Below are 20,798 nucleotides of genomic sequence, written 5' to 3'. Positions count from 1 at the left end.
GGTCCTCAGGCGCTCCGCACGAGCTCGTCGGCCTCGCTGGCCACCACGAACGCCACGACCTGTCGTACGACCGCGTCGTCGCGCAGGATCCGGTGGTGCCCGAGCCCGCTGGTCGTGGTGAGTCGCGCACCGTCCCAGGACTCCACGAGGTGCACGGCGGAGCTGTGCTTCGCCAGGCGATCCTCGCGGTCGTGGATCACGAGGAGCTCGGGCCGTTCGATCTCGGCGGCGATGCGTACGAAGTCGACCTCATCGACCGCCAGGCCGACGCGCTGGTGCGCCCGGCGCTCGAGCCGCGCGCGGATGCGGGGACCAAAGCCCAGCTGTGCCGCGAGCACGGGAAGGTGGTCGCCGATGCGCACCATCGGTGCGACGAGCGCCAGCCGCTCGGTGCCGAGCCAGCCGTAGCGCAGGGTCAGCCCGGTCGCGAGGCCGCCCATCGAGTGCGCGACGACCGCGTGTGCGGGCCCGTGGACCGCCGCGACGGCATCGAGGGCGCGGCCCATCTCCACGGCGTGGGCCTGCCCGGCGACAGCTCCGGGGTCGGACGTGCCGTGGCTCGGCGCGTCGTGGGTGACGACGGAGAACCCGGCCGCGACCAGGGGAGGCACGAACCTGGCCAGCTGGGTCTCGTTGCCGCCCCAGCCGTGCACGAGGTAGATCACCGGCCCGGCGCCCCAGCGGTGGCCGCGAACCGTGTGGCCCTGCGAGTCGACCTCGAACGCCGTGCCGCCGGGCGGGAGGTCGGTGACCGGCGAGGCCGGCAGCGTGAACCACAACCGGTCGGCCCAGCGGGCTCCGAGCGACGGCAACGTGTGCTCGAGCGTCGGGAAGGCGGCCTGCATGAGCCGCTGCGAAGGACGAACGGTCGTGCTTTTTTGAGATGCTGAGGATGCCATGACGATTCCTTGCTGGTTCAGGCCGGCTGGCCGGCGTGGGTGATGAGCGAGTCGAACGCGCGATGCACGCGATCGAGGGCCTTGGGGTCGCGCAGCAGGCGCGACGCGTGCTGGTGTGCGAGGGTCAGTGCGTGCAGCTCGTACGCGAACTGCTCCAGGTCGAGGTCCTGGCGGAACTCGCCCTCGCTGACGGCGGTGCCGGCGACGGTGGAGATCATCTCCAGCCAGTCGCGCTCGTCGCGGACCAGGGCGTCGCGGACCGGGCCGGGCTGGTCGTCGAGCTCCGAGCTGGCAGCCACGAACAGGCAGCCGCCCTCCTCCATCGACTCGGACCAGGTGACCCAGGCGTCGAACAGCACCCGCAGCCGGGCCACGCCGCGCGGCGTCCCCAGCGCAGGACGTACGACCTGGTCGACGAAGCGCTCGCGGGTGTGCCGCAGGATCTCGATCTGCAGGGCTTCCTTGGAGGCGAAGTGGGCGTAGAGGCCGCTCTTGGACATGCCAGTGTGCGCAGCGAGCTGGCCGATCGTCATGCCCGTCAGCCCGACCTTGGCGGCGACAACGGTCGCCTCGGTCAGGATCGCGTTGCGCGTCTCATCGCCCTTGGTCATGAGTCAGTTATAGCACGATCGTTCTTTTCGTGTCGACTACTCCCGCGGGCGTACGCGGGAATGCTCCACCGGTGCGATGTTTCGCCCGCCCGGTTCGCCTACCGTGAGGGCATGTCCGTCGTCCTGAGAGCCGCGCCCCGGCCCGCGCTCTTCGGGCTGCTGCCGTTGACGATCTTCCAGGTCGCGGGCACGGTCGGCGCCAACCGCAACCAGACCGGGCATCGCGCACTGGACGCGCTCGCCATCGTCATCGCCGCGCTCGGCCCGCCCTCGCTGCTGCTCGTGCGGCGCTGGCCGCGTCAGGTCCTGTGGTTCGTCGTCGCGATCACCGTGGTCTACCTCCTGCGTGACTACGCGTACGGCCCGGTGCTCGCGAGCCTCGCGATCGCCACGATCGGGACCGTCGTACGCGGTCACCGCGTCGCTGCCTGGCTCGGCCTCGGCACCGTCGTGGTCGCGGTGATCGCGGTCCAGCGTCCGATGTATGACCGCGAGTGGTCCTGGTCGTGGCTGTCCGGCGTCGCTGCCTGGTCCTTGCTCGTGGTGGCCGTCGCCGAGGTGGTCCGGGTCCGGCGCGAGCGCATCTCCGCCTCCCGGCAGGCGCGCGACGAGGCGTCGCGCCGGCAGGCCAACGAGGAGCGCCTGCAGATCGCCCGCGAGCTGCATGACGTCGTCGCGCACCACATCTCGCTCATCAACGTGCAGGCCGGCGTCGCGCTGCACATCGTCGACCGCAAGCCCGAGCAGGCGCAGACCGCGCTCGAGGCGATCAAGGACGCGAGCAAGGAGGCGCTCGTCGAGCTCCGGTCGCTGGTCGGCATCCTCCGTGACGTCGACGACGAGGCGCCCCGCAAGCCGACCGGCACGCTGGCCTCCCTTGACGACCTGGTGGAGCGCAGCGGCCATGCCGGGCTGCAGGTGCGCAAGACCGTGCGCGGCGACGTGCGGCCATTGCCGTCGTCGGTCGAGCTGGCCGCCCTGCGCATCGTGCAGGAAGCGATCACCAACGTCGTACGCCATGCAGGAGCGACGAACGCCGACATTGCTTTGGCGTATGACGCGGAGGAGCTGACCGTGACGGTCGAGGACGACGGGCACGGGTTCGTACCGGGAGACGCAGGCGGCACCGGCATCGTCGGCATGCGGGAGCGTGCCGAGACCTTGGGCGGCACGCTCGAGGTCGGCCGTGGGAGTACCGGCGGCACCCGGGTGCACGCGTCCCTGCCGCTGAAAGGGCGATCATGATCCGTGTCGTACTGGTCGACGACCAGGCGCTGCTGCGTGCGGGATTCCGGGCGCTGATCGACGCCGAGGACGACATCGAGGTCGTTGCGGAGGCCTCCGACGGCCGCGAGGCGCTGGAGGTCATCACCAGGCACGTGCCCGATGTCGTGCTGATGGACATTCGCATGCCCGGCGTCGACGGGCTCGAGGCGACGCGCAGGATCGCCGCTGACCTGGCACTCGAAGGCGTACGGGTCGTGATCCTGACGACGTTCGACCTCGACGAGTACGTCTTCGAGGCGGTGCGGATCGGTGCGAGCGGCTTCCTGGTCAAGGGCACCGAGCCCGCGGACCTGCTGGCCGGCATCCGGGCGGTGGCCGCCGGCGACGCGCTGCTGTCGCCGAGGGTGACGCGCCGGCTGATCTCCGAGTTCGCCGACCGGAGCCGTGGCACCGCCAGCGCCGTGGTGCTCGAGCCGCTGACCGATCGCGAGCGCGAGGTCGTGGCGCTGGTCGGGGAAGGGCTCAACAACGACGAGATCGGCGGCCGCCTGTTCATGAGTCCTGCGACGGCCAAGACGCACGTCAGCCGCGCCATGATCAAGCTGCACGCCCGCGACCGCGCGCAGCTCGTCGTGATCGCGTACGAGTCCGGCCTCGTACGCCCCGGCTGGTCCTGAGCCGGAGCGAGGTACGCCGGTGGGCGTACGCGAAGTGACTCCCCGTGGCCGATTCGCCGGCGGCCGGTTCTCACGAGACTCGAAGAGTCAGCACTTCAGTCTCGTTCAAGGAGTTTCATCATGTTGTCCACCCAGCTTCTCGCCAACGACAACTGGGACGGTCCGGGCCCGTGGTGGCCGCTGTTCCCGTTGTTCTGGATCGCGTTCTTCGTCCTCGTCTTCGGGGTGTTCGGCCGTTTCGGTCGCCGCCGCTGGCACCGCGGCTCGTACGCGGGGGAGTCGAGGCTCGCCGAGCGCTACGCCACCGGTGAGATCGACGAGTCTGAGTACCGCGAGCGCCTCGCCGTGCTCAGGGAGAAGGACCGGTGACCGCCGAGACGGTCGTCGAGGTCCGCGAGCTCACCAAGACGTACGGCGAGGTCGCGGCCGTGGACCAGGTCAGCCTTAGCGTGCGGCGCGGCGAGGTCTACGGATTCCTCGGACCCAACGGTGCGGGCAAGACCACGACGCTGCGTATGCTCCTGGGCCTCATCCGGCCGACGAGCGGGGACCTCATGGTCCTCGGGCGTCAGCCCGGAGACGCCGGCGTGCTCGCCCGGATCGGCTCGATGATCGAGGGACCGGCGTTCTACCCGTTCCTGTCCGGCCGGGCGAACCTCCAGGTCATGGCCCGGTATGCCGGGAGCGGCTCGTCGAAGATCGACGAGACCCTCGAGACCGTCGACCTCGCTTCGCGCGGTGACGACAAGTTCTCGACGTACTCGCTCGGCATGAAGCAGCGTCTCGGCGTCGCGGCGGCCCTGCTCAAGGACCCCGACCTGGTGGTGCTCGACGAGCCGACGAACGGCCTCGACCCTGCCGGGATGCGCGACATGCGAGCCCTGATCCGCCGCCTCGGCGACTCGGGGCGCACCGTGATCCTGTCGAGCCACATGCTCGGCGAGGTGCAGCAGATCTGCGATCGCGTCGGGGTCATCAACGCCGGACGCATGGTCGTCGAGAGCACCGTCGACGAGCTGCGCGGCGACAGCGAGCTCGTCGTCCGGGCCACGCCTGCGGACGTCGTCCGGTCGACGCTCGACCAGCTCGCGTACGTCCAGTCCATCCGGTCGCTCGACGACGAGGTGCGGCTGCGCGTCGACGAGCGCCACACCGGCGAGGTCACCCGCGCCCTCGTGCTCGCCGGCGTCGACGTCCGCGAGGTGCGCCGCATCGACCGTCAGCTCGAGGACGTGTTCTTCGAGATCACCGCCAAGGAATCCAGTCATGCCTGATGTCCTCAACGTCACCCGCGCCGAGCTGTTCAAGCTCGTACGCCGACCCGCGGCCTGGACTCTGCTCGCCGCCGCGGCCCTGCTGAGCCAGGTGTTCGGCTACCTGATCCCGTACCTGTCCTTCGCCGGCGACGGCTCCGGGCCGATCGAGGGCGCGTCGAAGGACGCGATCCTCGCCAGCACGCTGCCCGACCAGATCGTGGCCAGCACCCTCGGCGGGTTCCCGGTGTTCGCCGGCGCACTCGCGCTCGTGTTCGGCGCGCTGGTGCTCGGGAGCGAGTACGGCTGGGGCACGGTCAAGACCGTGTTGACGCAGCGCCCCGGGCGTACGGCGGTGCTCGCCGGCCAGGCCGTCGCCCTGGCGATGTCGGTCGCGGTCGGCGTGCTCGTCCTGTTCGTCCTCGGCGCGGCGAGCTCGACCGCGATCGCGCTGTCCCAGGGCGAGTCGACCGCGTTCCCGTCGGTGCTCGACCTGCTCGGCGGGTATGGCGCCGGTGTCGCGATCATGCTGATGTGGGCAGGTCTCGGCGGCGCCCTTGGCGTCGTGCTGCGTGGCGTCGCGTTGCCGATCGGCCTCGGTGTCGTCTGGGTGCTCGGCGTGGAGAACCTGATCGCCGGTGTCGCGAGCTCGGTGCTCACGGCGCTGCGTCCGCTGCGGGACGTGATGCCCGGGATCAATGCCGGATCACTCGCGTCTGCGGTGATGCCGACCCGTCCGCCGGGTCTCGAGTCGCCTCCCGGGATCAACTCCGACGTCGCCGACGGCCGCGCGCTCATCACGGTGGCCTGCTACGTCGTGGTCTGCCTCGCCGTGGCCCTGTGGACGTACCGCCGCCGCGACGTGGCCTGACCCCGTCGACCCCGGTGTCTCAGCGGTTGACCGTCGCTGAGACGCCGGGGTGGCGGCCGATAAACTCGGGTGGTGCTGACCATCGACCGAGCCACGCATGACGCGATCATCGCGCACGCGCGACGCGACCACCCCGACGAGGCCTGTGGCGTCGTCGCCGGGCCGATCGGCTCCGATGTGCCCGCACGCTTCATCCCGATGCTCAACGCCGCGATGTCGCCGACGTTCTACGAGTTCGACTCCGGCGACCTGCTCAAGCTCTACCGCGAGATGGACGACCGCGACGAGGAGCCCGTCGTCGTCTACCACTCGCACACGTCGACCGAGGCCTATCCGTCGCGCACCGACATCAACCTGGCCGGCGAGCCAGGGGCGCACTACGTGCTGGTGTCGACCCGCGATGGCGCCGATCAGGGCGGACCCGTCGACTTCCGGTCCTACCGGATCGTCGACGGCGAGGTCACCGAGGAAGAAGTTCGCGTCGTCGACAGTTATGCAGACGACGCAATCACCGACGCAGCAACCCAACAGAAGGCAGAACACTGATGGCCATCGAGGTCCGCATCCCCACGATCCTGCGCCCCTACACCGGCGGCGAGCGTGCCGTCGAGGGCAGTGGAGCGACCGTCACCGAGCTGATCGACAAGCTCGAGGTCGAGCACCCCGGCATCAAGGAGCGCCTGCTCGAGAACGGTGAGGCCCGCCGGTTCGTCAACATCTACGTCAACGACGAGGACATCCGGTTCACGGGTGGCCTCGACACCGCGGTCGCCGACGGCGACACCGTGGTGATCCTGCCGGCTGTGGCCGGCGGCGCCGTCTCCGGGTTCTAGGTCCTACAGAGTGCGCTTCGACTCCCTGATCGACTCCGTCGGCGGCACGCCGCTGGTGGGACTGCCCAATCTCTCGCCGACCCCGGACGTACGTCTGTGGGCCAAGCTCGAGGACCAGAACCCCACCGGGTCGATCAAGGACCGTGCGGCGCTGAGCATGATCCTGCGCGCCGAGAAGGACGGCCGGCTGACCCCCGGCGCCACGATCCTCGAGCCGACCAGCGGCAACACCGGCATCTCGCTGGCGATGGTCGCCAGCCAGCGCGGCTACCAGCTGATCTGCGTCATGCCCGAGAACACCTCGATCGAGCGTACGCAGCTGCTGTCGATGTGGGGCGCCCGGATCATCCCGTCGCCGGCTGCAGGGGGCTCCAACGAGGCCGTGCGCGTCGCCAAGGGTCTCGCCGCCGAGCATCCCGACTGGGTCATGCTCTACCAGTACGGCAACCCGGCCAACGCCGATGCGCACTACGAAGGCACGGCGCCGGAGATCCTCGCCGACCTGCCCGAGATCACGCACTTCGTCGGCGGCCTCGGCACGACCGGCACTCTGATGGGTGTCGGGCGCTTCTTCCGCGAGCACAAGCCGGAGGTGCGGATCGTCGCCGCCGAGCCGCGCTACGGCGAGCTCGTCTACGGACTGCGCAACCTCGACGAGGGCTTCGTCCCCGAGCTCTACGACGCATCGCTGATCGACTCGCGGTTCAGCGTCGGCCCGCGTGACGCCGTACGCCGGGTGCGCGAGCTGATCGCGACCGAAGGCATCTTCGCGGGCATCTCCACCGGCGCGATCCTGCATGCGGCTCTCGCGCAGGCCACCAAGTGCGTCAAGGCGGGCGAGACCGCCGACATCGCGTTCGTCGTCGCCGACGGCGGCTGGAAGTACCTCTCCACCGGGGCGTACGAAGGCACTCTCGACGAGGCCGAGGACAAGCTCGACGGCCAGCTCTGGGCCTGAACCGCCCCAACACGTACCGCGACGGCATGTCGTCGGTTAGCCTCGTCCCGTGAGCCAGATCGTGGTGTTCTCCGGAAGCGCTCATCGACCCCTCGCCGAGAAGATCTGTTCCGAGCTCGGCCAGCCGCTCTCGGCGTCCGACACGATCAGGTTCAGCAACGACTGCCTCCAGGTGCAGCTGCTCGCCAACTGCCGCAAGAAGGACGTCTTCATCATCCAGCCGCTGGTCCCGCCGACGCAGGACCACCTGATGGAGCTGCTGCTGATGATCGACGCGGCCCGCGGTGCCAGCGCCGACTCGGTCACCGCGGTCATCCCGCACTACGCGTACGCCCGCTCGGACAAGAAGGACGCCTCGCGCATCTCGATCGGCGGCCGCCTCGTCGCCGACATGCTGACCACCGCCGGCGCCGACCGGGTCGTCACGATGACGCTGCACGCGCCGCAGGTGCACGGGTTCTTCAGCGTCCCGGTCGACCACCTCACGGCGATCGGCGAGCTCGCCGACTACTACCGCAACCGCGACCTCACCGACACTGTCGTGGTCTCGCCCGACCTCGGCAACGCCAAGACCGCCTCACTGTTCGCCCGCCTCCTCGGCGTGCCGGTCGCCGCCGGCAGCAAGCAGCGGCAGGCCGACGACAAGGTCGTCATCGACGCCATCGTGGGTGACGTTGCCGGCAAGACCGCGATCGTGCTCGACGACGAGATCGCGACCGGCGGGTCGATCATCGAGCTGATGAACAAGCTCGAGGAGGAAGGCTGCACGCAGGCGTCGGTCGCCTGCACCCACGGCCTGTTCACCGGCAAGGCCGTCGAGCGGCTTCGCGACCACCCCTCGATCACCGAGGTCGTCACCACTGACACCGTCCCGCCGCCGGCGGACTGGCCCGAGCTGCAGGTACGTTCGGTGGCCGGCCTGTTCGCCGAGGCCATCGCCCGCATCCATGCGGGCGAGTCGGTCTCGTCGCTTTTTGACGGCGTCGACCCCGCGCACGCGCCACCGCAGCCGAAGCTCCCGCTCTAGCCCGCTGAGCGGGGGAGGCGAGAGTCACGTGTGATCTGCGGCCTGTTCACTTTGTCGTAACACTCGACCCCCGTAGGCTTTTCCGTTGTGAGCAATGCACCGATCGGCATCTTCGACTCCGGCTTCGGCGGCCTGACCGTCGCCCGCGCCGTTCTCGACCAGCTGCCGCACGAACCGGTGCTCTACCTGGGCGACACCGCCCGTCAGCCCTACGGCCCCAAGCCCATCTCCGAGGTCCGTGAGTACGCCCTCGAGTGCCTCGACCACCTGGTGGCCCAGGGCGTCAAGGCCCTCGTCATCGCCTGCAACTCCGCGAGCGCCGCAGTCCTGCGCGATGCGCGCGAACGCTATGACGTACCCGTTGTCGAGGTCATCGTGCCGGCCACCCGCCGTGCCGTCAGCGCCACCCGCAACGGTCACATCGGCGTCATCTGCACCACGGCGACCGCCACCTCCCGGGCGTACGACGACGCATTCGCCGCCAATCCCGGCATCACGCTGCACACGCAGGCATGTCCGGCGTTCGTCGACCTCGTCGAAGCCGGCGTGACGAGCGGCCCCGAGCTGCTCGCCGCCGCCGAGGGCTACCTGCGCCCCCTCGTCGACCTCGAGATCGACACGCTCGTCCTCGGCTGCACGCACTACCCGCTGCTGACGGGCGTCCTGTCGTACGTCATGGGCGACGGCGTCACGCTCGTGTCGAGCGCCGAGGAGACCGCCAAGGACGTGTACGCCCTGCTGGTCCGCGAGGGCCTCGAGCGCGACCTGTCGCTGCCCGAGCCGGAGCACGGGTTCCTGACGACCGGACGACCCGAGGAGTTCGCGACGCTCGCCCGGCGGTTCCTCGGCCCCGAGGTCGAGTCGGCGCGCCAGTTCTCCTGGGTCGGTGCGACGGTATGAAGCTCACCGTGATCGGCTGCGCCGGATCGTTCCCCGGACCCGACTCGCCCGCGAGCAGCTACCTCGTCGAGGCGCCGTTCGAGGGACGTACCTACCGGTTGGTCATCGACCTCGGGTCCGGAGCGCTGGGCAACCTCCAGCGCGAGTGCGACCTCCGCGACATCGACGCGATCGCGCTCTCGCACCTGCACGCCGACCACTGCTTCGACCTTTCGGGCTTCTACGTCGTCAGCAAGTACCACCCCGACGGGGCCCTCGATCGCATCCCGGTGCTGGCGCCGGCGGGCACGGGTGACCATCTCGCCTCTGCGTACGGCATCGACGAGCCCGTCGGCATGACCGAGCAGTTCGACTTCCGCGACTGGCAGGACGGCGGCACGGTGCAGCTCGGCCCGTTCACCGTCACGTCGGTCCTCGTCGACCACCCCATCCCGGCGTACGCCATCCGCGTCGCGACCGAGGATCACTCGCTGGTCTACTCCGGCGACACCGGTCCGACGGAAGCGCTCGTCGACCTGGCCGGCGGTGCCGACCTGTTCCTGTGCGAGGCGTCGTTCGTCGAGTCCGGCGACAACCCGCCCAACCTGCACCTCACGGGCGCCGAGGCCGGGGCCTACGCGACCCGGGCCGGCGTCGGCCGGCTGCTCGTGACCCACATCCCGGCGTGGACGGATCGCGCCGAGGTCGAGTCGGACGTCAAGACGACGTGGGACGGCCCCTACGAGCTGGTGACCGCCGGCTCGACCTGTCAGCTGCCCTAGATAGGCTCGCGGCATGACCCGCGAAGATGGCCGCAGTGCCGATCAGCTCCGACCCGTGACCATCACCCGCAACTGGCTCGACCACGCGCAGGGCTCGTGCCTCATCGAGTTCGGCAAGACCAAGGTGCTGTGTGCCGCGAGCGCCGGCGAAGGCGTGCCGCGCTGGCGCAAGGGCTCGGGCCTCGGCTGGGTCACTGCTGAGTACGCGATGCTGCCGCAAGCGACGCACGACCGGTCGCCGCGCGAGTCCGTCAAGGGCCGCGTCGGCGGACGTACGCACGAGATCTCCCGCCTCGTCGGGCGCTCGCTGCGTGCCGCGATCGACTACAAGGCGCTCGGCGAGAACACCATCACGATCGACTGTGACGTGCTGCAGGCCGACGGTGGCACCCGCACGGCGGCGATCACGGGCGCCTACGTCGCCCTGGCCGACGCCGTCGAGCACCTCCGCTCCAAGGGCGCGCTGACGGGGGAGCCGCTCGTCGAGTCGATCTCCGCGATCAGCGTCGGCATCATCGACGGCGTTCCGATGCTCGACCTGCCCTACGTCGAGGACGTCCGCGCCGAGACCGACATGAACGTCGTGATGACCGGTGGCGGCAAGTTCATCGAGGTGCAGGGCACCGCCGAGGGTGCGCCGTTCGACAAGCCCGAGCTCGACGCGCTGCTCGAGCTGGCGGCCAAGGGCTGCGCCGACCTCACCAAGCTCCAGAACGACGCCCTCGCGCGTGGCTGAGATCGTCCTGGCGTCCAACAACGCCAAGAAGCTCGCCGAGCTGCGCCGCATCCTCGAGCCGCTCGTGCCCGGCATCCGGGTGCTCGGGCTCGCCGACGTCACGCCGTACGACGAACCGGCCGAGACCGAGCCGACGTTCGAGGGCAATGCCCTGATCAAGGCGCGGGCGTGTCTCGCCGTCACCGGGCTGCCGTCGCTGGCCGACGACTCCGGACTGTGCGTCGATGCCCTCAACGGGATGCCGGGGGTCCTGTCGGCCCGCTGGTCCGGCGTGGCCAAGGACGCCGGGGGAGATGCCGCCAACAACGCGCTGCTGCTGAGCCAGCTGTCGGACGTGCCCGACGAGCGGCGCACGGCTCAGTTCCGATGCGCCGTGGCACTCTGCACGCCCGATGGCGCCGAGGTGATCGAGCTGGGCGAGATGCCCGGACGCATCCTCCGGGCCGAGCACGGCGAGGGCGGCTTCGGCTACGACCCGTTGTTCGCGGCGGACGGCTACGACGTGTCGACCGCTGAGCTGCCGGCCGGCGAGAAGGACCGCATCAGCCACCGCGGCAAGGCGCTCACGGCGATCGCTCCGGCTGTGGTCGAGGCGCTGACCTAGGCTGTCTTCTCGAGCCCGGCGATGACGCGCCGGGCGATCGCCAGGCTGCCCTGGCGATTGGGGTGCACCCCGTCGACGACGCGATCGGCCGTGAGTGCGCCTTGCGTGCTGATGAACTGGATGCCGTGCAGCTTGGCCTGGGCGGCGATGATCGCGGTCACCCGGCGGCCGTTCTCCGGGTCGAGCGGGCCCCACGGCGGGCCGAGCACGACGATGCGGGTCGACTTCGGCAGGAATGTCTGCAGGGTGTCGAGGTAGCGGTCCACGGCGTGCGCGATGACGTCGTCCGGCGCCGTGACGTAGCGGCCGTCCTGGCAGGTGGACCAGTCGTTGCGACCGCCTTCGACGATCAGGAGCGAGGGTGCGTCGCCGGCATATGCGTCGGGCCGGTCGATGAAGGTGTTGCCGGTGCACACGTGGCCGGGGCGGAGATAGCCGGAGCCCGACTGGGCATACCGGGTGACCGTCGCGCGGAAGTGGTCGCCGGTGATGCTCCACCAGCCCTGCTCCGCGCTGCCCGGCTCGTTGTTGTAGCGGGCGGTGATGGAGTCTCCGACGACGACGATGCCGTGGGGCGCAAGGCGAGAGACCGGGACTCGCTCGTCACCGGTCGCGCCCTGCCAGGCGATGAACGGGGCGATCAGCAGGGCGGCCAGGACGGCGAGAACGAGAGACCGTCGAGTGGTCACCCTGGGAATGGTCATGCGCGCGCTTTCTCTGCTGTTGTTGAGCGCAACTGTAGGTCGGATTTGTTGTCCGACTGGACCAAATGGCCGAAGTCAACCCAAAAGTCATCAAACGGCATCCGAACAGCTGATGAAGACCTGACTCGGCGGACTATTCGGGAAGCCTGAAACCTTGCTGCCGCCAGGCCTCGAACACGGCAACCGAGGCGGTGTTGGCGAGGTTCATCGAGCGCCGGCCCGGCAGCATCGGCAGGCGTACGCGGGCGGTGACCCGTGGGTCGGCGAGCACCTCAGCAGGCAGCCCGGTCGGCTCGGGGCCGAACATCAGGACGTCACCGGGCTCGTACGCCACGTCGGTGTAGAGCTCGTCGCCTCCGGCCGTGAACGCGTAGACGCGGGCGGGTGCCAGGGCTTCGAGGGCGGCGTCGAGGTCGGCATGCACCGACATGACCGCGAGGTCGTGATAGTCCAGGCCGGCGCGCCGCAGCTTGGACTCCTCGAGGTCGAAGCCCAGCGGCTCGACCAGGTGCAGCTCTGCGCCGGTCACGGCGGCCAGCCTGATCGCGGCGCCGGTGTTGCCCGCGATGCGAGGCTCGAAGAACAGGATGCGGAACATCTCAACCACGCCTCTTCGGGGTCCAGTCGAGCACGGCGTGCACCACGAGACCGGCCACGATGGCCCACGCCGCCGACCCGATGCCGTACGCCGTGATGCCCGACGCGGCGACGAGGAAGGTCGCGACGGCCGCCTCGCGGCCCTTGCGCTGTGACATCGAACCCTCGAGCGAGTCGGCCAGGGTGCCGAGGAGGGCCAGGCCGGCGACGGTCGCAATGACGCCGGCAGGCGCCACCGCCACGAGCGCGGCGAGCGCCGCGGACGAAGCGCCCAGCACGACGTACGTGACGCCGGCGGACTGCGACGCGATCCACCGCCGGCTCTTGTCCGGTCCGGCGTCAGGTCCGGCGGCGAGGGCAGCGCTGATGGCCGCGAGGTTCACCGAGTGGGCGCCGGCGGGTGCGCCGGCGAGCGTCGCGACACCAGTGGTGACGATCGTGTCGCGCCACGGCACCTGGTAGCCGAGCGACTTCATGATCGCGACGCCGGGCACGTTCTGCGAGGCCATCGTGACGATGTAGAGCGGCAGGGCGATGCCCACGACCGCCTCCCAGCTCAGCGCGGGCCAGGTCAGTGAGACCTCGGGGAGCAGGGCGGACGAGGCGATGCCCTCGCCGCGGCGGATCATGTCGATGCCGATCACGATGCCCGCTGCGACGAATGCTGCGGGCACGGCCCAGCGCGGCGCGAGGCGTACGCCGATCAGCCAGACCAGCACGATCGGGACGATCGCGGCGGGGTTGTCGACCAGGCTCTTGACCGGCTTGGTGCAGAGGTCGAGAACGACGCCGGCGAGCATGGCCTGCGCGATCGGCGTGGGGATCCGGGCGACCAGCCGTCCGAGCACCGGCCAGAACCCCGTCAGTGCGTACGCCGCACCGGCGAGCATGAATGCACCGACTGCGGCCGGCCAGCCCCCGTCCACCGCGCTCATGCCGGCGAGCAGGGCCGCGCCGGGCGTCGACCAGGCCAGGACGATCGGGATGCGGTGGCGCCGGCTGAGCCAGATGACTCCGACCGCCTGGGTCAGGCACAGTGCTAGCAGGCCCGATGCGGCCTCGTGCCGATCCGCGCCGACCGCGGCGAGACCCGTGAGGACGACGGCGAACGAGCTGGTGTAGCCGACGACCATCGCGATGACCCCGGCACTGACCGGCTGCTGGAGCTCCGAACGGCTCATGCGCGACCCGAGAGGATGCAGTGCCGTTCCATGGGCATTCAGCCTAGACTCACCCCTCATGGCCTCCCCGCAGCGCGTCCACGTCACGCACACGTATACGTCCGATCCCGCGACAGTGTTCGAGAAGCTGTCCGAGCACGAGAACCTCGGTCCACTGTTCGGCGCCAAGATCGTGCGTGTGTGCGACGGCGACACGTCGCGCAACGGCCCGGGGTCGACGCGATCGCTCAAGATCGGACCCCTGCCGGCCTTCCACGAGACCACGACGAAGGCCGAGCCGCACCAGCTGATCGAGTACAAGATCAGCAAGGGCGGTCCGCTCAAGGGTCATTGGGGCGTGCAGAAGCTGACCCCGACCGCTGACGGCGGCACACAGCTCGACTACACGATCGGGTTCGACATGCCGATCCCCGGCATCGCCGGACTCGTCGGCAAGGTGCTCGCGGTCAACATCAAGAAGGGCCTGCCGAAGCTCACCCCCTGACCTCGCGGCTCAGGTCTGGAGCAGCGCCCAGAGCGCCTCTGTCTGGGCCTCGACGTCGCCGGGATGGATCTGCTGGAAGTTGCGGCCACCGCGCGCGAAGGTCTGCGCCACGGCCGGCGGCACCAGCGCCGCATCGACGGGCCGGGTGACCCAGTCCGTGTCACGTACGTTCACGAGGTCCACGTCCGCGCCGGCGGCGTTGTAGCGCAGCTCTCCGGTCAGCCGTCCGACATGCACGGCGCCGGTGGCGTCCCGGGTCCAGACGAACGACCCGACGGGTGCCGACGCGAATCGCTCGAGCCGGCGCTCAGCGCGTACGTCGTCGGCCTCGCCGATGCCGCACACGCCGATCGCCAGCGCCCGTACGACTGCGGCGCCTGCGTCGACGTCGTCGCGCCGCGACCGCATCGGCGCCCGGTAGACCGGGCTCATTGTTCGCATGTTTGATGCGTTACGCAGATTCCTGGGGGTCGAAACCTGCCGAACGCTTCAAATCCGTGAGTGCCGGCGACAGGACTTGAACCTGCACGCCCGAAGGCACAGGATCCTAAATCCTGCGTGTCTACCAGTTCCACCACGCCGGCCCGGGGTCGATCCTAGTGGGCCCGGGTTCGACACGTGGGTAGACGTCGCTCATCGGCGGTGCTCATGACCTGCCGGCTCCGCAGGACGTGACCACGTACGTCAGGCCCCGAGGCCGAGGTCCTTCCTGAGCTTCGCCACGTGACCCGTGGCCTTGACGTTGTACTGGGCGAGGGCGATCTTCCCGTCGTCGACGACGAACGTCGAGCGGATGACGCCCTCGACGACCTTGCCGTAGAGCTTCTTCTCGCCGAACGCGCCCCATGCCTCCAGGACGTCCTTGGACGGATCCGACAGCAGCGTGATCGTCAGACCGTCGCGCTCACGGAACTTGGCGAGCTTCTCGGGCTTGTCCGGCGAGATGCCGAGCACGGTGTAGCCCTCGGCCTGCAGACGATCGATCGAGTCGCTGAAGTCGCAGGCCTGCTTGGTGCAGCCGGGCGTCATCGCCGCGGGGTAGAAGTAGACGATGACCTTGCGGTCCTTGAGGTCCGACAGCGTGACGCTCTCGCCGGCGTCGTTCGTCAGCGTGAAGTCGGGTGCGGTGTCTCCGGGCTGCAGGCGGGTCGTCATGGGCACTATCCTGACGTACGTGTGCAGGTGAGTGGCCTGCACCCTCCGCAGACCCAGGTGAGCGAGGCACGACGTGGCGAAGGCGAAACCCGACGAGATGGTCGACGAGATCGATGAGATCCGGGAGCGGCTGGCGGACACCGTCGACGCGTTGATCGACCGCACCAACCCGCGCAACGTCGCCCGCCGCAGCCTCTACAACCTGCGCTCACGATTCGTCGACGAGACCGGCTCGCCCAAGCTCGGGACGATCGTCCCGCTCCTGGGCGGCGCGGTCGCGGTGGTCGCCGGGATCATCGTCATCCGCCGGCTCGTCCGCTGACCATGCCGCGCACGTCCATGCGTCGGACCTGACTCGTGAGCCCGGCCCGCGACATCCCGTTGCGTCGCCTCCGCCTGCTCCGGCCGGCGGACACCGTGAAGGACCGGCTCTACGTCCTGCGGCGGCGCTGGCGCACGCTCGTGCGTCTGAGCCTCGGCACCGCGATCGCCTACTTCATCGCGACCCACGTCCTCGACCACCGGCAGGCGTTCTTCGCCCCCATCGCGTGCATCATCGTGCTGATCGCAGGCGCCGGCCTGCGCGGCCGCACGTCGTACGAGCTGGTCGCCGGGGTCTCGCTCGGGGTGCTGGTCGGCGAGCTGCTGATCCTCGGCATCGGTCGAGGGACGTGGCAGATGGCCCTGGTCGTCACGCTGACGGTCATCGCCGGAACGCTCGTCGGGCTCAAGGGCTTGGCGTTGACCCAGGCCGCGACGTCCTCGGTCCTGCTCGCAGCCGTCATCCCGGTCGCGGGCTCGGGCAACCCCGCGGTCACCCGGTTTCTCGACGCACTGGTCGGCGGTGCGGTGGGCCTCGCCATGGTGCTGCTGGTCCCGCGCAACCCGGTCCGCGACATCGACCGTGAGGTGCAGGGATTCCTCAAACGGCTGGCCGGCATCCTGAGCCGCACGGCCCAAGCGCTGCGCACGGTCGACGCGTCGCTCGCCGATGTCGCCCTCGCTGAGGCGCGGGCGATGCAGCCGCAGGTCGAGACGATGACCTCGACGGCGGCCAACGTCAGCGAGATCGCCCGCATGTCGCCGATGCGGTGGAAGCAGCGCGATCACGTCCAGACGTACGTCGCCACGGTGCGCGACCTCGACAACGCCATCAGGGACGCCCGGGTGCTGGCCCGCAAGACGTCGGCCCTGCTCCGCCACGGTGAGCGGGTCCCGCCCGACATGGACCTCGCGATCGACGCCCTCGCCCGCGCGATCGGCATCTTCGCGGACGACCTGTCGGAGCACGACGACTTCGACGAGGCCCGGCAGGGACTGGTCGACGCCGCACGTATGGCATCAGCAGCGCTGCCCGACGCGATGACGATGAACAGCGCGTCGATCGCGGCGCAGGTACGTTCGTTGGCCGCCGACCTGCTGTACGCCAGCGGCTACACCAGGGACGAGATCGACGAACGCCTCGAATTTGACTGAGGTCGAGCGAGCTCTGCGAGCGAGCGCCGAAGTCAGGTTGGGGGTCCCCCACGAGCTCTGCGAGTAGGGGGCGCGATCACGCCGAAGGCGTCAGATGACGAAACTCCGTGAGACCACCACCTAGCGCAACCGAAGGGTGGTTTCGAGGCTCCGGCCGCGGGCGGCCTACGCACCTCAACCACCGGACCCGGCTCCTCAGGCAATCTTCAGACTCGCGTATCGCTGAGTTCTCCCAAGGTTCACCCGGCACCGATGTGCTGCGGCCATGAACTCACACACCAGCAGGACAAGCCGGCGCACGGTCGTCGGCATCGCGGCGGCTGCCGCCATCGTCGGAGCGACCACCGCCGGCGCCATCGGGGCAGGGCACGACCTCTCGGCCCACGGCGGAGCGACCCGCCTCTCGGGCGACCAGAGCAAGACCATCAAGGCCAACATCGACAGCGGCCGGGCTGACAACGTCATCCTGCTCATCGGCGACGGCATGGGTGACTCCGAAATCACCTCGGCGCGCAACTACCAGTACGGCGCCGACGGCCGGTTCCCCGGCATCGACGCGCTGCCGCTGACCGGCCAGTACACGACGTTCTCGCTGACCAAGGATGGCAAGGTCGACTACGTCCCGGACTCCGCGGCTACCGGCAGCGCCTGGGCGACCGGCACCAAGACGTACGACAACGCGGTGTCGGTCGACATCCGCGGCAAGGCGCAGCCGACCCTCCTCGAGCTGGCCAAGAAGCGCGGTCTCAAGACGGGTGACGTGACGACCTCGGAGATCCAGGACGCGACTCCAGCCGTGCAGGTCTCGCACATCTCGGCCCGCTCCTGCTACGGCCCGGTCAAGACGACCGCGACGTGCCCCGAGGCCGCACTCGAGAACGGCGGACCGGGTTCGATCAGCGAGCAGCTGCTCAAGACGCGCCCGGACGTGACACTCGGCGGCGGCTCGGCGACGTTCAACGAGAAGGCGACCGCCGGGAAGTGGAAGAACCTCACGCTGCTCGACCAGGCTGAGCGTCGCGGCTACCAACTGCCGACGGACCTGGCCTCGCTCAACAAGATCACGAAGGCCAACCAGAAGAAGCCGGTGCTCGGACTGTTCGGGCCGGGCAACCTCCCGGTCCGCTGGACCGGACCTGCGGCGACGATCGACGGCAGCAAGAAGCCGGCGGAGCGCTGCAAGGACAACGCGGCGCGTCCGGCCACCCAGCCCTCGCTCGCGGCGATGACCAAGAAGTCGATCCAGCTGCTCGACAAGGGCAACAAGAAGGGCTTCTTCCTCCAGGTCGAAGGCGCCAGCATCGACAAGCAGGACCACGCAGCTGACGCATGTGGCCAGATCGGTGAGACGGTCGACCTCGACGAGGCCGTCAAGGTTGCGCTCGACTACGCCAAGAAGGACAAGCACACGACGGTCATCGTCACGGCCGATCACGCCCACACGAGCCAGATCATCGAAGCCGGCAGCACCTCGCCGGGCCTCACGGCGAACCTGCTGACCAACGAGGGCAGCCCGATGACGCTCAACTACGGCACCTCGCCGGCGGGTGGCTCGCAGCAGCACACGGGTACGCAGCTGCGCGTCGCGGCGTATGGACCCCAGGCGGCGAACTTCGTCGGGCTGACGGACCAGACCGACATGTTCTTCACCATCTCGCGGGCGCTGAAGCTCAAGTAGCAGCCCGTTCCCGCAGGTGTCGCGGTCGTCGAGCTCCGTCACGCACGGGTCTTCGGCGGCCGCGACACGCCGGATGTTTACAAGCTGTCCAAAGATACGATACGTTTCTCTGACTGCTCCGTATGGAGCGCCGACTGACGAAGGAGGTGGACCTCATGAAGAAGCTCAGCAGCACGACTCTCGCCCCGATGTGGCGCGATGCCGTCGCGTCTTTTGCCGGTCACACCTCCGGAGCAGTGCACCTGAAGTAGCCCACATGTGTTTGGCGCTTCTGCCGCTTCGGATCTTCGATCTGAGGCGGTTTTTCTTTTGTCCGAACATCTAATCCACACATCCAACCTTCAAGAAAGGAGGCGCGCTATGACCACGAAGCCAGATACACGACTCATGCCCGCACAGAACCCGACCGATCCCCGTCCGACGACAGGAACTGATGGAGAGGGGGTGAAGGCCGTGGGAATCCTCAACCCCCGTCAGGGTCGCAAGCGCGCCTGGGACGAGATGTCCGAGATCGACCGTGCTGTGCTCCTGGAGACCGTGCGACAGCGTCGCAGGGTGCAGAAGCAGAACATCGCGATCCAGAACGAGATCCGCTTGCGCAGCTTGCGCTGAGCGAGACACCAGATGAACCGGCGGCGAGTGGGGAGCGATCCCCGCTCGCCGCTCGTCTGTTTCCTAGCTGTCGAACATGCCCGGCAGGAGCCACCGGCGTACGAGTGCCTCGACGACCCCGTCCTCGGAGAGGTCCGGGCCGAGCTGCGGGCTCACGAGGAGCGATAGCAGGAGCCGGACGTAGAACTCCGCGCCGGCGTCGTTGTCGTGCAACGGCATGCCGGTGCGCTCGCCCAGTGTCCGCAGCTCCTCCGAGGCGAAGTTGAGCGCCAGGATCAGGGTCTCGGGCCGGTCGCCGCGCAGGTGTGCCATGAGGCGATCCCGTGCGGGGCCGAGCAGCTCCCTGAACGTCAGCGTGTCGGCGAGCCGCCGGTAGGTGTAGGCGAAGACCTCGACGATGACGTCCGGCGCCGACGTGCCGGAGCTGAACAGGACGGCCGCCTCGGCCATGACCTGACCGATCTCGTCGACGATGACGTACTCGACGAGTTCATCGACATCGTCGAAGTGGTCCAGGACGGCCTCCATCGGCAGGCCGGCTCGGTCGGCAACAGCCTCCAAGGTCACGGCGTCGAACCCTTCAGCCAGTGCCAGCGCATAGCAGGCGGCCGAGATGGCCTCGCGCTGCTGCATGGCGAAGTTCTGGTCGCCGGTGAAATTGGTCATCGACACGGAACCTACCGCGTCAGGAGGGCCTTGTGCTGCGCCAGGATGCGGCGTGCATCACGAACGTGCAGCTCCTCCACCATGCGGCCGTTGAAGGTCACGACCCCCTGACCTGCGGCCTTGGCCTCCTCGAACGTCGAGATCATGGCCTCGGCGTGCTCGATCTCCTCGTCCGACGGACCGAAGACCGCGTTCGCCGGCTCGACCTGGCTTGGGTGGATCAGCGTCTTGCCGTCGAACCCCATCTCGCGACCCTGACGTGCCTCGGCGTCGAAGCCCTCGAGGTTCTTCACGTCGTTGTAGACGCCGTCCAGGATGACCTTGCCGGCGGCGCGGGCCGCGAGCAGCGCGATCGAGAGCGACGTCAGCACGACGGGATTGCGGCCCGGCACGTGCAGGCCGTACGTCTCGTTGACCACGTCGTTCGTGCCCATCACGATGACCGTCAACCGGTCGTGGGCGGCGGCGATCTCGGCCGCCTGGAGGAGGGCAATCGGCGTCTCGACCATCGCCCACAGCGCGGTGGTGTCAGGTGCGCCGGCGTCCTCGAGCTCGGCGACGAGCTGCAGGACCTCGGCCGCCGAGTTGACCTTGGGGACGAGCACGGCATCGGGGCCGGCCTTGGCGGCGGCCGCGATGTCGGCGGCATGCCACTCGGTGCCGAGGCCGTTGACGCGGATCGCGAGCTCGCGGTGGCCGTACTCGCCGGACGTCACGGCCGCGCACACGCGTTCCCGTGCCTCGGGCTTGGCATCCGGGGAGACGGCGTCCTCGAGATCGAGGATCAACGCGTCGGCGTCGATGCCCTTCGCCTTCTCGAGGGCGCGCTCGTTGGCGCCGGGCATGTAGAGGACCGAGCGGCGCGGCCGCAGCAGACTGTCAGACATA

At 69.2% G+C, this 20,798-nt stretch carries 27 protein-coding genes and 1 tRNA gene; 18 read left to right on the top strand and 10 right to left on the bottom strand.

Annotated features, from left to right (window positions below):
* Positions 1-5 precede the first annotated feature (5 nt).
* Together BOSE46_RS16330 and BOSE46_RS16325 are read right to left on the bottom strand one after the other, a co-directional pair.
* Positions 6-899, bottom strand: coding sequence for an alpha/beta hydrolase (locus BOSE46_RS16330; protein WP_159541238.1), 894 nt, complete (start codon positions 897-899; stop codon positions 6-8).
* A 17-nt stretch (positions 900-916) separates the two neighbouring features.
* On the bottom strand, positions 917-1,510 hold the full coding sequence (locus BOSE46_RS16325) for a TetR/AcrR family transcriptional regulator (RefSeq protein ID WP_159541237.1): 594 nt from the start codon (positions 1,508-1,510) through the stop codon (positions 917-919).
* 111 nt (positions 1,511-1,621) lie between these two features.
* Here BOSE46_RS16325 and BOSE46_RS16320 point away from each other — a divergent pair, with 111 nt between their 5' ends.
* The 13 genes from BOSE46_RS16320 to rdgB all read left to right on the top strand — a co-directional run bounded on the left by BOSE46_RS16320 (position 1,622) and on the right by rdgB (position 11,357).
* Entirely contained in the window at positions 1,622-2,755 is a 1,134-nt protein-coding gene (locus BOSE46_RS16320; RefSeq protein ID WP_159541236.1) for a sensor histidine kinase, read from the top strand.
* Positions 2,752-3,414 carry a response regulator transcription factor gene (locus tag BOSE46_RS16315; RefSeq protein WP_159541235.1) on the top strand — a complete coding sequence of 221 codons (663 nt, stop codon included), beginning with the start codon at positions 2,752-2,754 and terminating at the stop codon, positions 3,412-3,414. Before BOSE46_RS16320 ends, BOSE46_RS16315 begins: the two co-directional genes overlap by 4 nt.
* A 120-nt stretch (positions 3,415-3,534) precedes the next feature.
* A complete protein-coding gene (locus BOSE46_RS16310) occupies positions 3,535-3,783 on the top strand; it encodes an SHOCT domain-containing protein (RefSeq protein ID WP_159541234.1) in 249 nt (82 codons plus the stop codon).
* Positions 3,780-4,688: an ABC transporter ATP-binding protein gene (locus BOSE46_RS16305; protein WP_159541233.1), complete on the top strand. Its 909-nt coding sequence runs from the start codon at positions 3,780-3,782 to the stop codon at positions 4,686-4,688. The genes BOSE46_RS16310 and BOSE46_RS16305 overlap by 4 nt, the downstream gene beginning before the upstream one ends.
* Positions 4,681-5,538: an ABC transporter permease subunit gene (locus BOSE46_RS16300; RefSeq protein WP_159541232.1), complete on the top strand. Its 858-nt coding sequence runs from the start codon at positions 4,681-4,683 to the stop codon at positions 5,536-5,538. Before BOSE46_RS16305 ends, BOSE46_RS16300 begins: the two co-directional genes overlap by 8 nt.
* Positions 5,539-5,610: 72 nt before the next feature.
* Positions 5,611-6,084, top strand: coding sequence for a Mov34/MPN/PAD-1 family protein (locus BOSE46_RS16295; RefSeq protein ID WP_159541231.1), 474 nt, complete (start codon positions 5,611-5,613; stop codon positions 6,082-6,084).
* Positions 6,084-6,371 (top strand): MoaD/ThiS family protein, encoded by a 288-nt coding sequence (locus tag BOSE46_RS16290; RefSeq protein ID WP_159541230.1) that lies wholly within the window; start codon positions 6,084-6,086, stop codon positions 6,369-6,371. The genes BOSE46_RS16295 and BOSE46_RS16290 overlap by 1 nt, the downstream gene beginning before the upstream one ends.
* Positions 6,372-6,381: 10 nt before the next feature.
* Positions 6,382-7,329 carry a PLP-dependent cysteine synthase family protein gene (locus BOSE46_RS16285; protein WP_159541229.1) on the top strand — a complete coding sequence of 316 codons (948 nt, stop codon included), beginning with the start codon at positions 6,382-6,384 and terminating at the stop codon, positions 7,327-7,329.
* 49 nt (positions 7,330-7,378) lie between these two features.
* Positions 7,379-8,356, top strand: a complete 978-nt coding sequence (locus BOSE46_RS16280; protein WP_159541228.1) for a ribose-phosphate pyrophosphokinase — start codon at positions 7,379-7,381, stop codon at positions 8,354-8,356.
* 87 nt (positions 8,357-8,443) lie between these two features.
* Positions 8,444-9,256 carry a glutamate racemase gene (gene murI / locus BOSE46_RS16275; protein ID WP_159541227.1) on the top strand — a complete coding sequence of 271 codons (813 nt, stop codon included), beginning with the start codon at positions 8,444-8,446 and terminating at the stop codon, positions 9,254-9,256.
* Positions 9,253-10,017 carry an MBL fold metallo-hydrolase gene (locus BOSE46_RS16270; RefSeq protein ID WP_159541226.1) on the top strand — a complete coding sequence of 255 codons (765 nt, stop codon included), beginning with the start codon at positions 9,253-9,255 and terminating at the stop codon, positions 10,015-10,017. The genes murI and BOSE46_RS16270 overlap by 4 nt, the downstream gene beginning before the upstream one ends.
* A 13-nt stretch (positions 10,018-10,030) precedes the next feature.
* On the top strand, positions 10,031-10,753 hold the full coding sequence (gene rph, locus BOSE46_RS16265) for a ribonuclease PH (protein WP_159541225.1): 723 nt from the start codon (positions 10,031-10,033) through the stop codon (positions 10,751-10,753).
* Positions 10,746-11,357 carry an RdgB/HAM1 family non-canonical purine NTP pyrophosphatase gene (rdgB, locus tag BOSE46_RS16260; protein ID WP_159541224.1) on the top strand — a complete coding sequence of 204 codons (612 nt, stop codon included), beginning with the start codon at positions 10,746-10,748 and terminating at the stop codon, positions 11,355-11,357. Before rph ends, rdgB begins: the two co-directional genes overlap by 8 nt.
* Here rdgB and BOSE46_RS16255 read toward each other — a convergent pair.
* The 3 genes from BOSE46_RS16255 to BOSE46_RS16245 all read right to left on the bottom strand — a co-directional run bounded on the left by BOSE46_RS16255 (position 11,354) and on the right by BOSE46_RS16245 (position 13,839).
* Complete coding sequence (locus tag BOSE46_RS16255) at positions 11,354-12,046, bottom strand: SGNH/GDSL hydrolase family protein (protein ID WP_159541223.1); 693 nt, start codon at positions 12,044-12,046, stop codon at positions 11,354-11,356. The genes rdgB and BOSE46_RS16255 overlap by 4 nt on opposite strands.
* Before the next feature lie 148 nt (positions 12,047-12,194).
* Positions 12,195-12,659, bottom strand: coding sequence for a tRNA (cytidine(34)-2'-O)-methyltransferase (locus tag BOSE46_RS16250; protein WP_159541222.1), 465 nt, complete (start codon positions 12,657-12,659; stop codon positions 12,195-12,197).
* Position 12,660: 1 nt separating this feature from the next.
* Positions 12,661-13,839 carry a benzoate/H(+) symporter BenE family transporter gene (locus tag BOSE46_RS16245; protein WP_159541221.1) on the bottom strand — a complete coding sequence of 393 codons (1,179 nt, stop codon included), beginning with the start codon at positions 13,837-13,839 and terminating at the stop codon, positions 12,661-12,663.
* Between the two features lie 58 nt (positions 13,840-13,897).
* On the opposite strand from BOSE46_RS16245, the gene BOSE46_RS16240 reads away from it, so the two are divergent.
* Positions 13,898-14,323 (top strand): SRPBCC family protein, encoded by a 426-nt coding sequence (locus tag BOSE46_RS16240; protein ID WP_159541220.1) that lies wholly within the window; start codon positions 13,898-13,900, stop codon positions 14,321-14,323.
* A 9-nt stretch (positions 14,324-14,332) separates the two neighbouring features.
* On the opposite strand, the gene BOSE46_RS16235 is transcribed toward BOSE46_RS16240, so the two are convergent.
* The 3 genes from BOSE46_RS16235 to bcp all read right to left on the bottom strand — a co-directional run bounded on the left by BOSE46_RS16235 (position 14,333) and on the right by bcp (position 15,478).
* Complete coding sequence (locus tag BOSE46_RS16235) at positions 14,333-14,764, bottom strand: GAF domain-containing protein (RefSeq protein WP_159541219.1); 432 nt, start codon at positions 14,762-14,764, stop codon at positions 14,333-14,335.
* Between the two features lie 61 nt (positions 14,765-14,825).
* Positions 14,826-14,907 (bottom strand) — tRNA-Leu (locus BOSE46_RS16230).
* A gap of 100 nt (positions 14,908-15,007) precedes the next feature.
* Positions 15,008-15,478, bottom strand: a complete 471-nt coding sequence (gene bcp, locus BOSE46_RS16225) for a thioredoxin-dependent thiol peroxidase (RefSeq protein WP_159541218.1) — start codon at positions 15,476-15,478, stop codon at positions 15,008-15,010.
* Between the two features lie 73 nt (positions 15,479-15,551).
* Between bcp and BOSE46_RS16220 the strand changes: the two genes are divergently transcribed.
* The 4 genes from BOSE46_RS16220 to BOSE46_RS16205 all read left to right on the top strand — a co-directional run bounded on the left by BOSE46_RS16220 (position 15,552) and on the right by BOSE46_RS16205 (position 19,244).
* Positions 15,552-15,800: a DUF3618 domain-containing protein gene (locus BOSE46_RS16220; RefSeq protein ID WP_159541217.1), complete on the top strand. Its 249-nt coding sequence runs from the start codon at positions 15,552-15,554 to the stop codon at positions 15,798-15,800.
* 35 nt (positions 15,801-15,835) lie between these two features.
* Positions 15,836-16,954, top strand: a complete 1,119-nt coding sequence (locus BOSE46_RS16215) for an FUSC family protein (protein WP_159541216.1) — start codon at positions 15,836-15,838, stop codon at positions 16,952-16,954.
* Positions 16,955-17,219: 265 nt separating this feature from the next.
* Positions 17,220-18,632, top strand: coding sequence for an alkaline phosphatase (gene phoA / locus BOSE46_RS16210; RefSeq protein WP_159541215.1), 1,413 nt, complete (start codon positions 17,220-17,222; stop codon positions 18,630-18,632).
* Between the two features lie 444 nt (positions 18,633-19,076).
* Positions 19,077-19,244, top strand: coding sequence for a hypothetical protein (locus BOSE46_RS16205; RefSeq protein WP_159541214.1), 168 nt, complete (start codon positions 19,077-19,079; stop codon positions 19,242-19,244).
* A 63-nt stretch (positions 19,245-19,307) separates the two neighbouring features.
* Here BOSE46_RS16205 and BOSE46_RS16200 read toward each other — a convergent pair whose 3' ends face one another.
* The gene (locus BOSE46_RS16200) at positions 19,308-19,910 is read right to left on the bottom strand and encodes a TetR/AcrR family transcriptional regulator (RefSeq protein ID WP_159541213.1); all 603 of its coding nucleotides are present in this window, start codon (positions 19,908-19,910) and stop codon (positions 19,308-19,310) included.
* 11 nt (positions 19,911-19,921) lie between these two features.
* A complete protein-coding gene (locus BOSE46_RS16195) occupies positions 19,922-20,797 on the bottom strand; it encodes a CoA ester lyase (RefSeq protein ID WP_159541212.1) in 876 nt (291 codons plus the stop codon).
* Position 20,798: the final 1 nt, after the last annotated feature.

This window comes from Aeromicrobium sp. 9AM, from assembly GCF_902506105.1.
Classification (GTDB): Bacteria; Actinomycetota; Actinomycetes; order Propionibacteriales; family Nocardioidaceae; genus Aeromicrobium.
Note: the sequence above shows the minus strand (reverse complement) of the source record. Positions and strands in the feature narration are given on the sequence as shown.

Excerpts from the sequence above, each read along its gene's own strand:
- BOSE46_RS16240 (WP_159541220.1), top strand. The coding sequence starts at position 13,898 with ATGGCCTCCCCGCAGCGCGTCCACGTCACGCACACGTATACGTCCGAT.
- BOSE46_RS16200 (WP_159541213.1), bottom strand. The coding sequence starts at position 19,910 with ATGACCAATTTCACCGGCGACCAGAACTTCGCCATGCAGCAGCGCGAG.
- BOSE46_RS16320 (WP_159541236.1), top strand. The coding sequence starts at position 1,622 with ATGTCCGTCGTCCTGAGAGCCGCGCCCCGGCCCGCGCTCTTCGGGCTG.
- BOSE46_RS16330 (WP_159541238.1), bottom strand. The coding sequence starts at position 899 with ATGGCATCCTCAGCATCTCAAAAAAGCACGACCGTTCGTCCTTCGCAG.
- bcp (WP_159541218.1), bottom strand. The coding sequence starts at position 15,478 with ATGACGACCCGCCTGCAGCCCGGAGACACCGCACCCGACTTCACGCTG.
- BOSE46_RS16325 (WP_159541237.1), bottom strand. The coding sequence starts at position 1,510 with ATGACCAAGGGCGATGAGACGCGCAACGCGATCCTGACCGAGGCGACC.
- BOSE46_RS16245 (WP_159541221.1), bottom strand. The coding sequence starts at position 13,839 with ATGAGCCGTTCGGAGCTCCAGCAGCCGGTCAGTGCCGGGGTCATCGCG.
- BOSE46_RS16315 (WP_159541235.1), top strand. The coding sequence starts at position 2,752 with ATGATCCGTGTCGTACTGGTCGACGACCAGGCGCTGCTGCGTGCGGGA.
- rph (WP_159541225.1), top strand. The coding sequence starts at position 10,031 with ATGACCCGCGAAGATGGCCGCAGTGCCGATCAGCTCCGACCCGTGACC.
- BOSE46_RS16235 (WP_159541219.1), bottom strand. The coding sequence starts at position 14,764 with ATGCGAACAATGAGCCCGGTCTACCGGGCGCCGATGCGGTCGCGGCGC.
- BOSE46_RS16270 (WP_159541226.1), top strand. The coding sequence starts at position 9,253 with ATGAAGCTCACCGTGATCGGCTGCGCCGGATCGTTCCCCGGACCCGAC.
- BOSE46_RS16290 (WP_159541230.1), top strand. The coding sequence starts at position 6,084 with ATGGCCATCGAGGTCCGCATCCCCACGATCCTGCGCCCCTACACCGGC.
- BOSE46_RS16250 (WP_159541222.1), bottom strand. The coding sequence starts at position 12,659 with ATGTTCCGCATCCTGTTCTTCGAGCCTCGCATCGCGGGCAACACCGGC.
- phoA (WP_159541215.1), top strand. The coding sequence starts at position 17,220 with ATGAACTCACACACCAGCAGGACAAGCCGGCGCACGGTCGTCGGCATC.
- BOSE46_RS16300 (WP_159541232.1), top strand. The coding sequence starts at position 4,681 with ATGCCTGATGTCCTCAACGTCACCCGCGCCGAGCTGTTCAAGCTCGTA.
- BOSE46_RS16310 (WP_159541234.1), top strand. The coding sequence starts at position 3,535 with ATGTTGTCCACCCAGCTTCTCGCCAACGACAACTGGGACGGTCCGGGC.
- BOSE46_RS16195 (WP_159541212.1), bottom strand. The coding sequence starts at position 20,797 with ATGTCTGACAGTCTGCTGCGGCCGCGCCGCTCGGTCCTCTACATGCCC.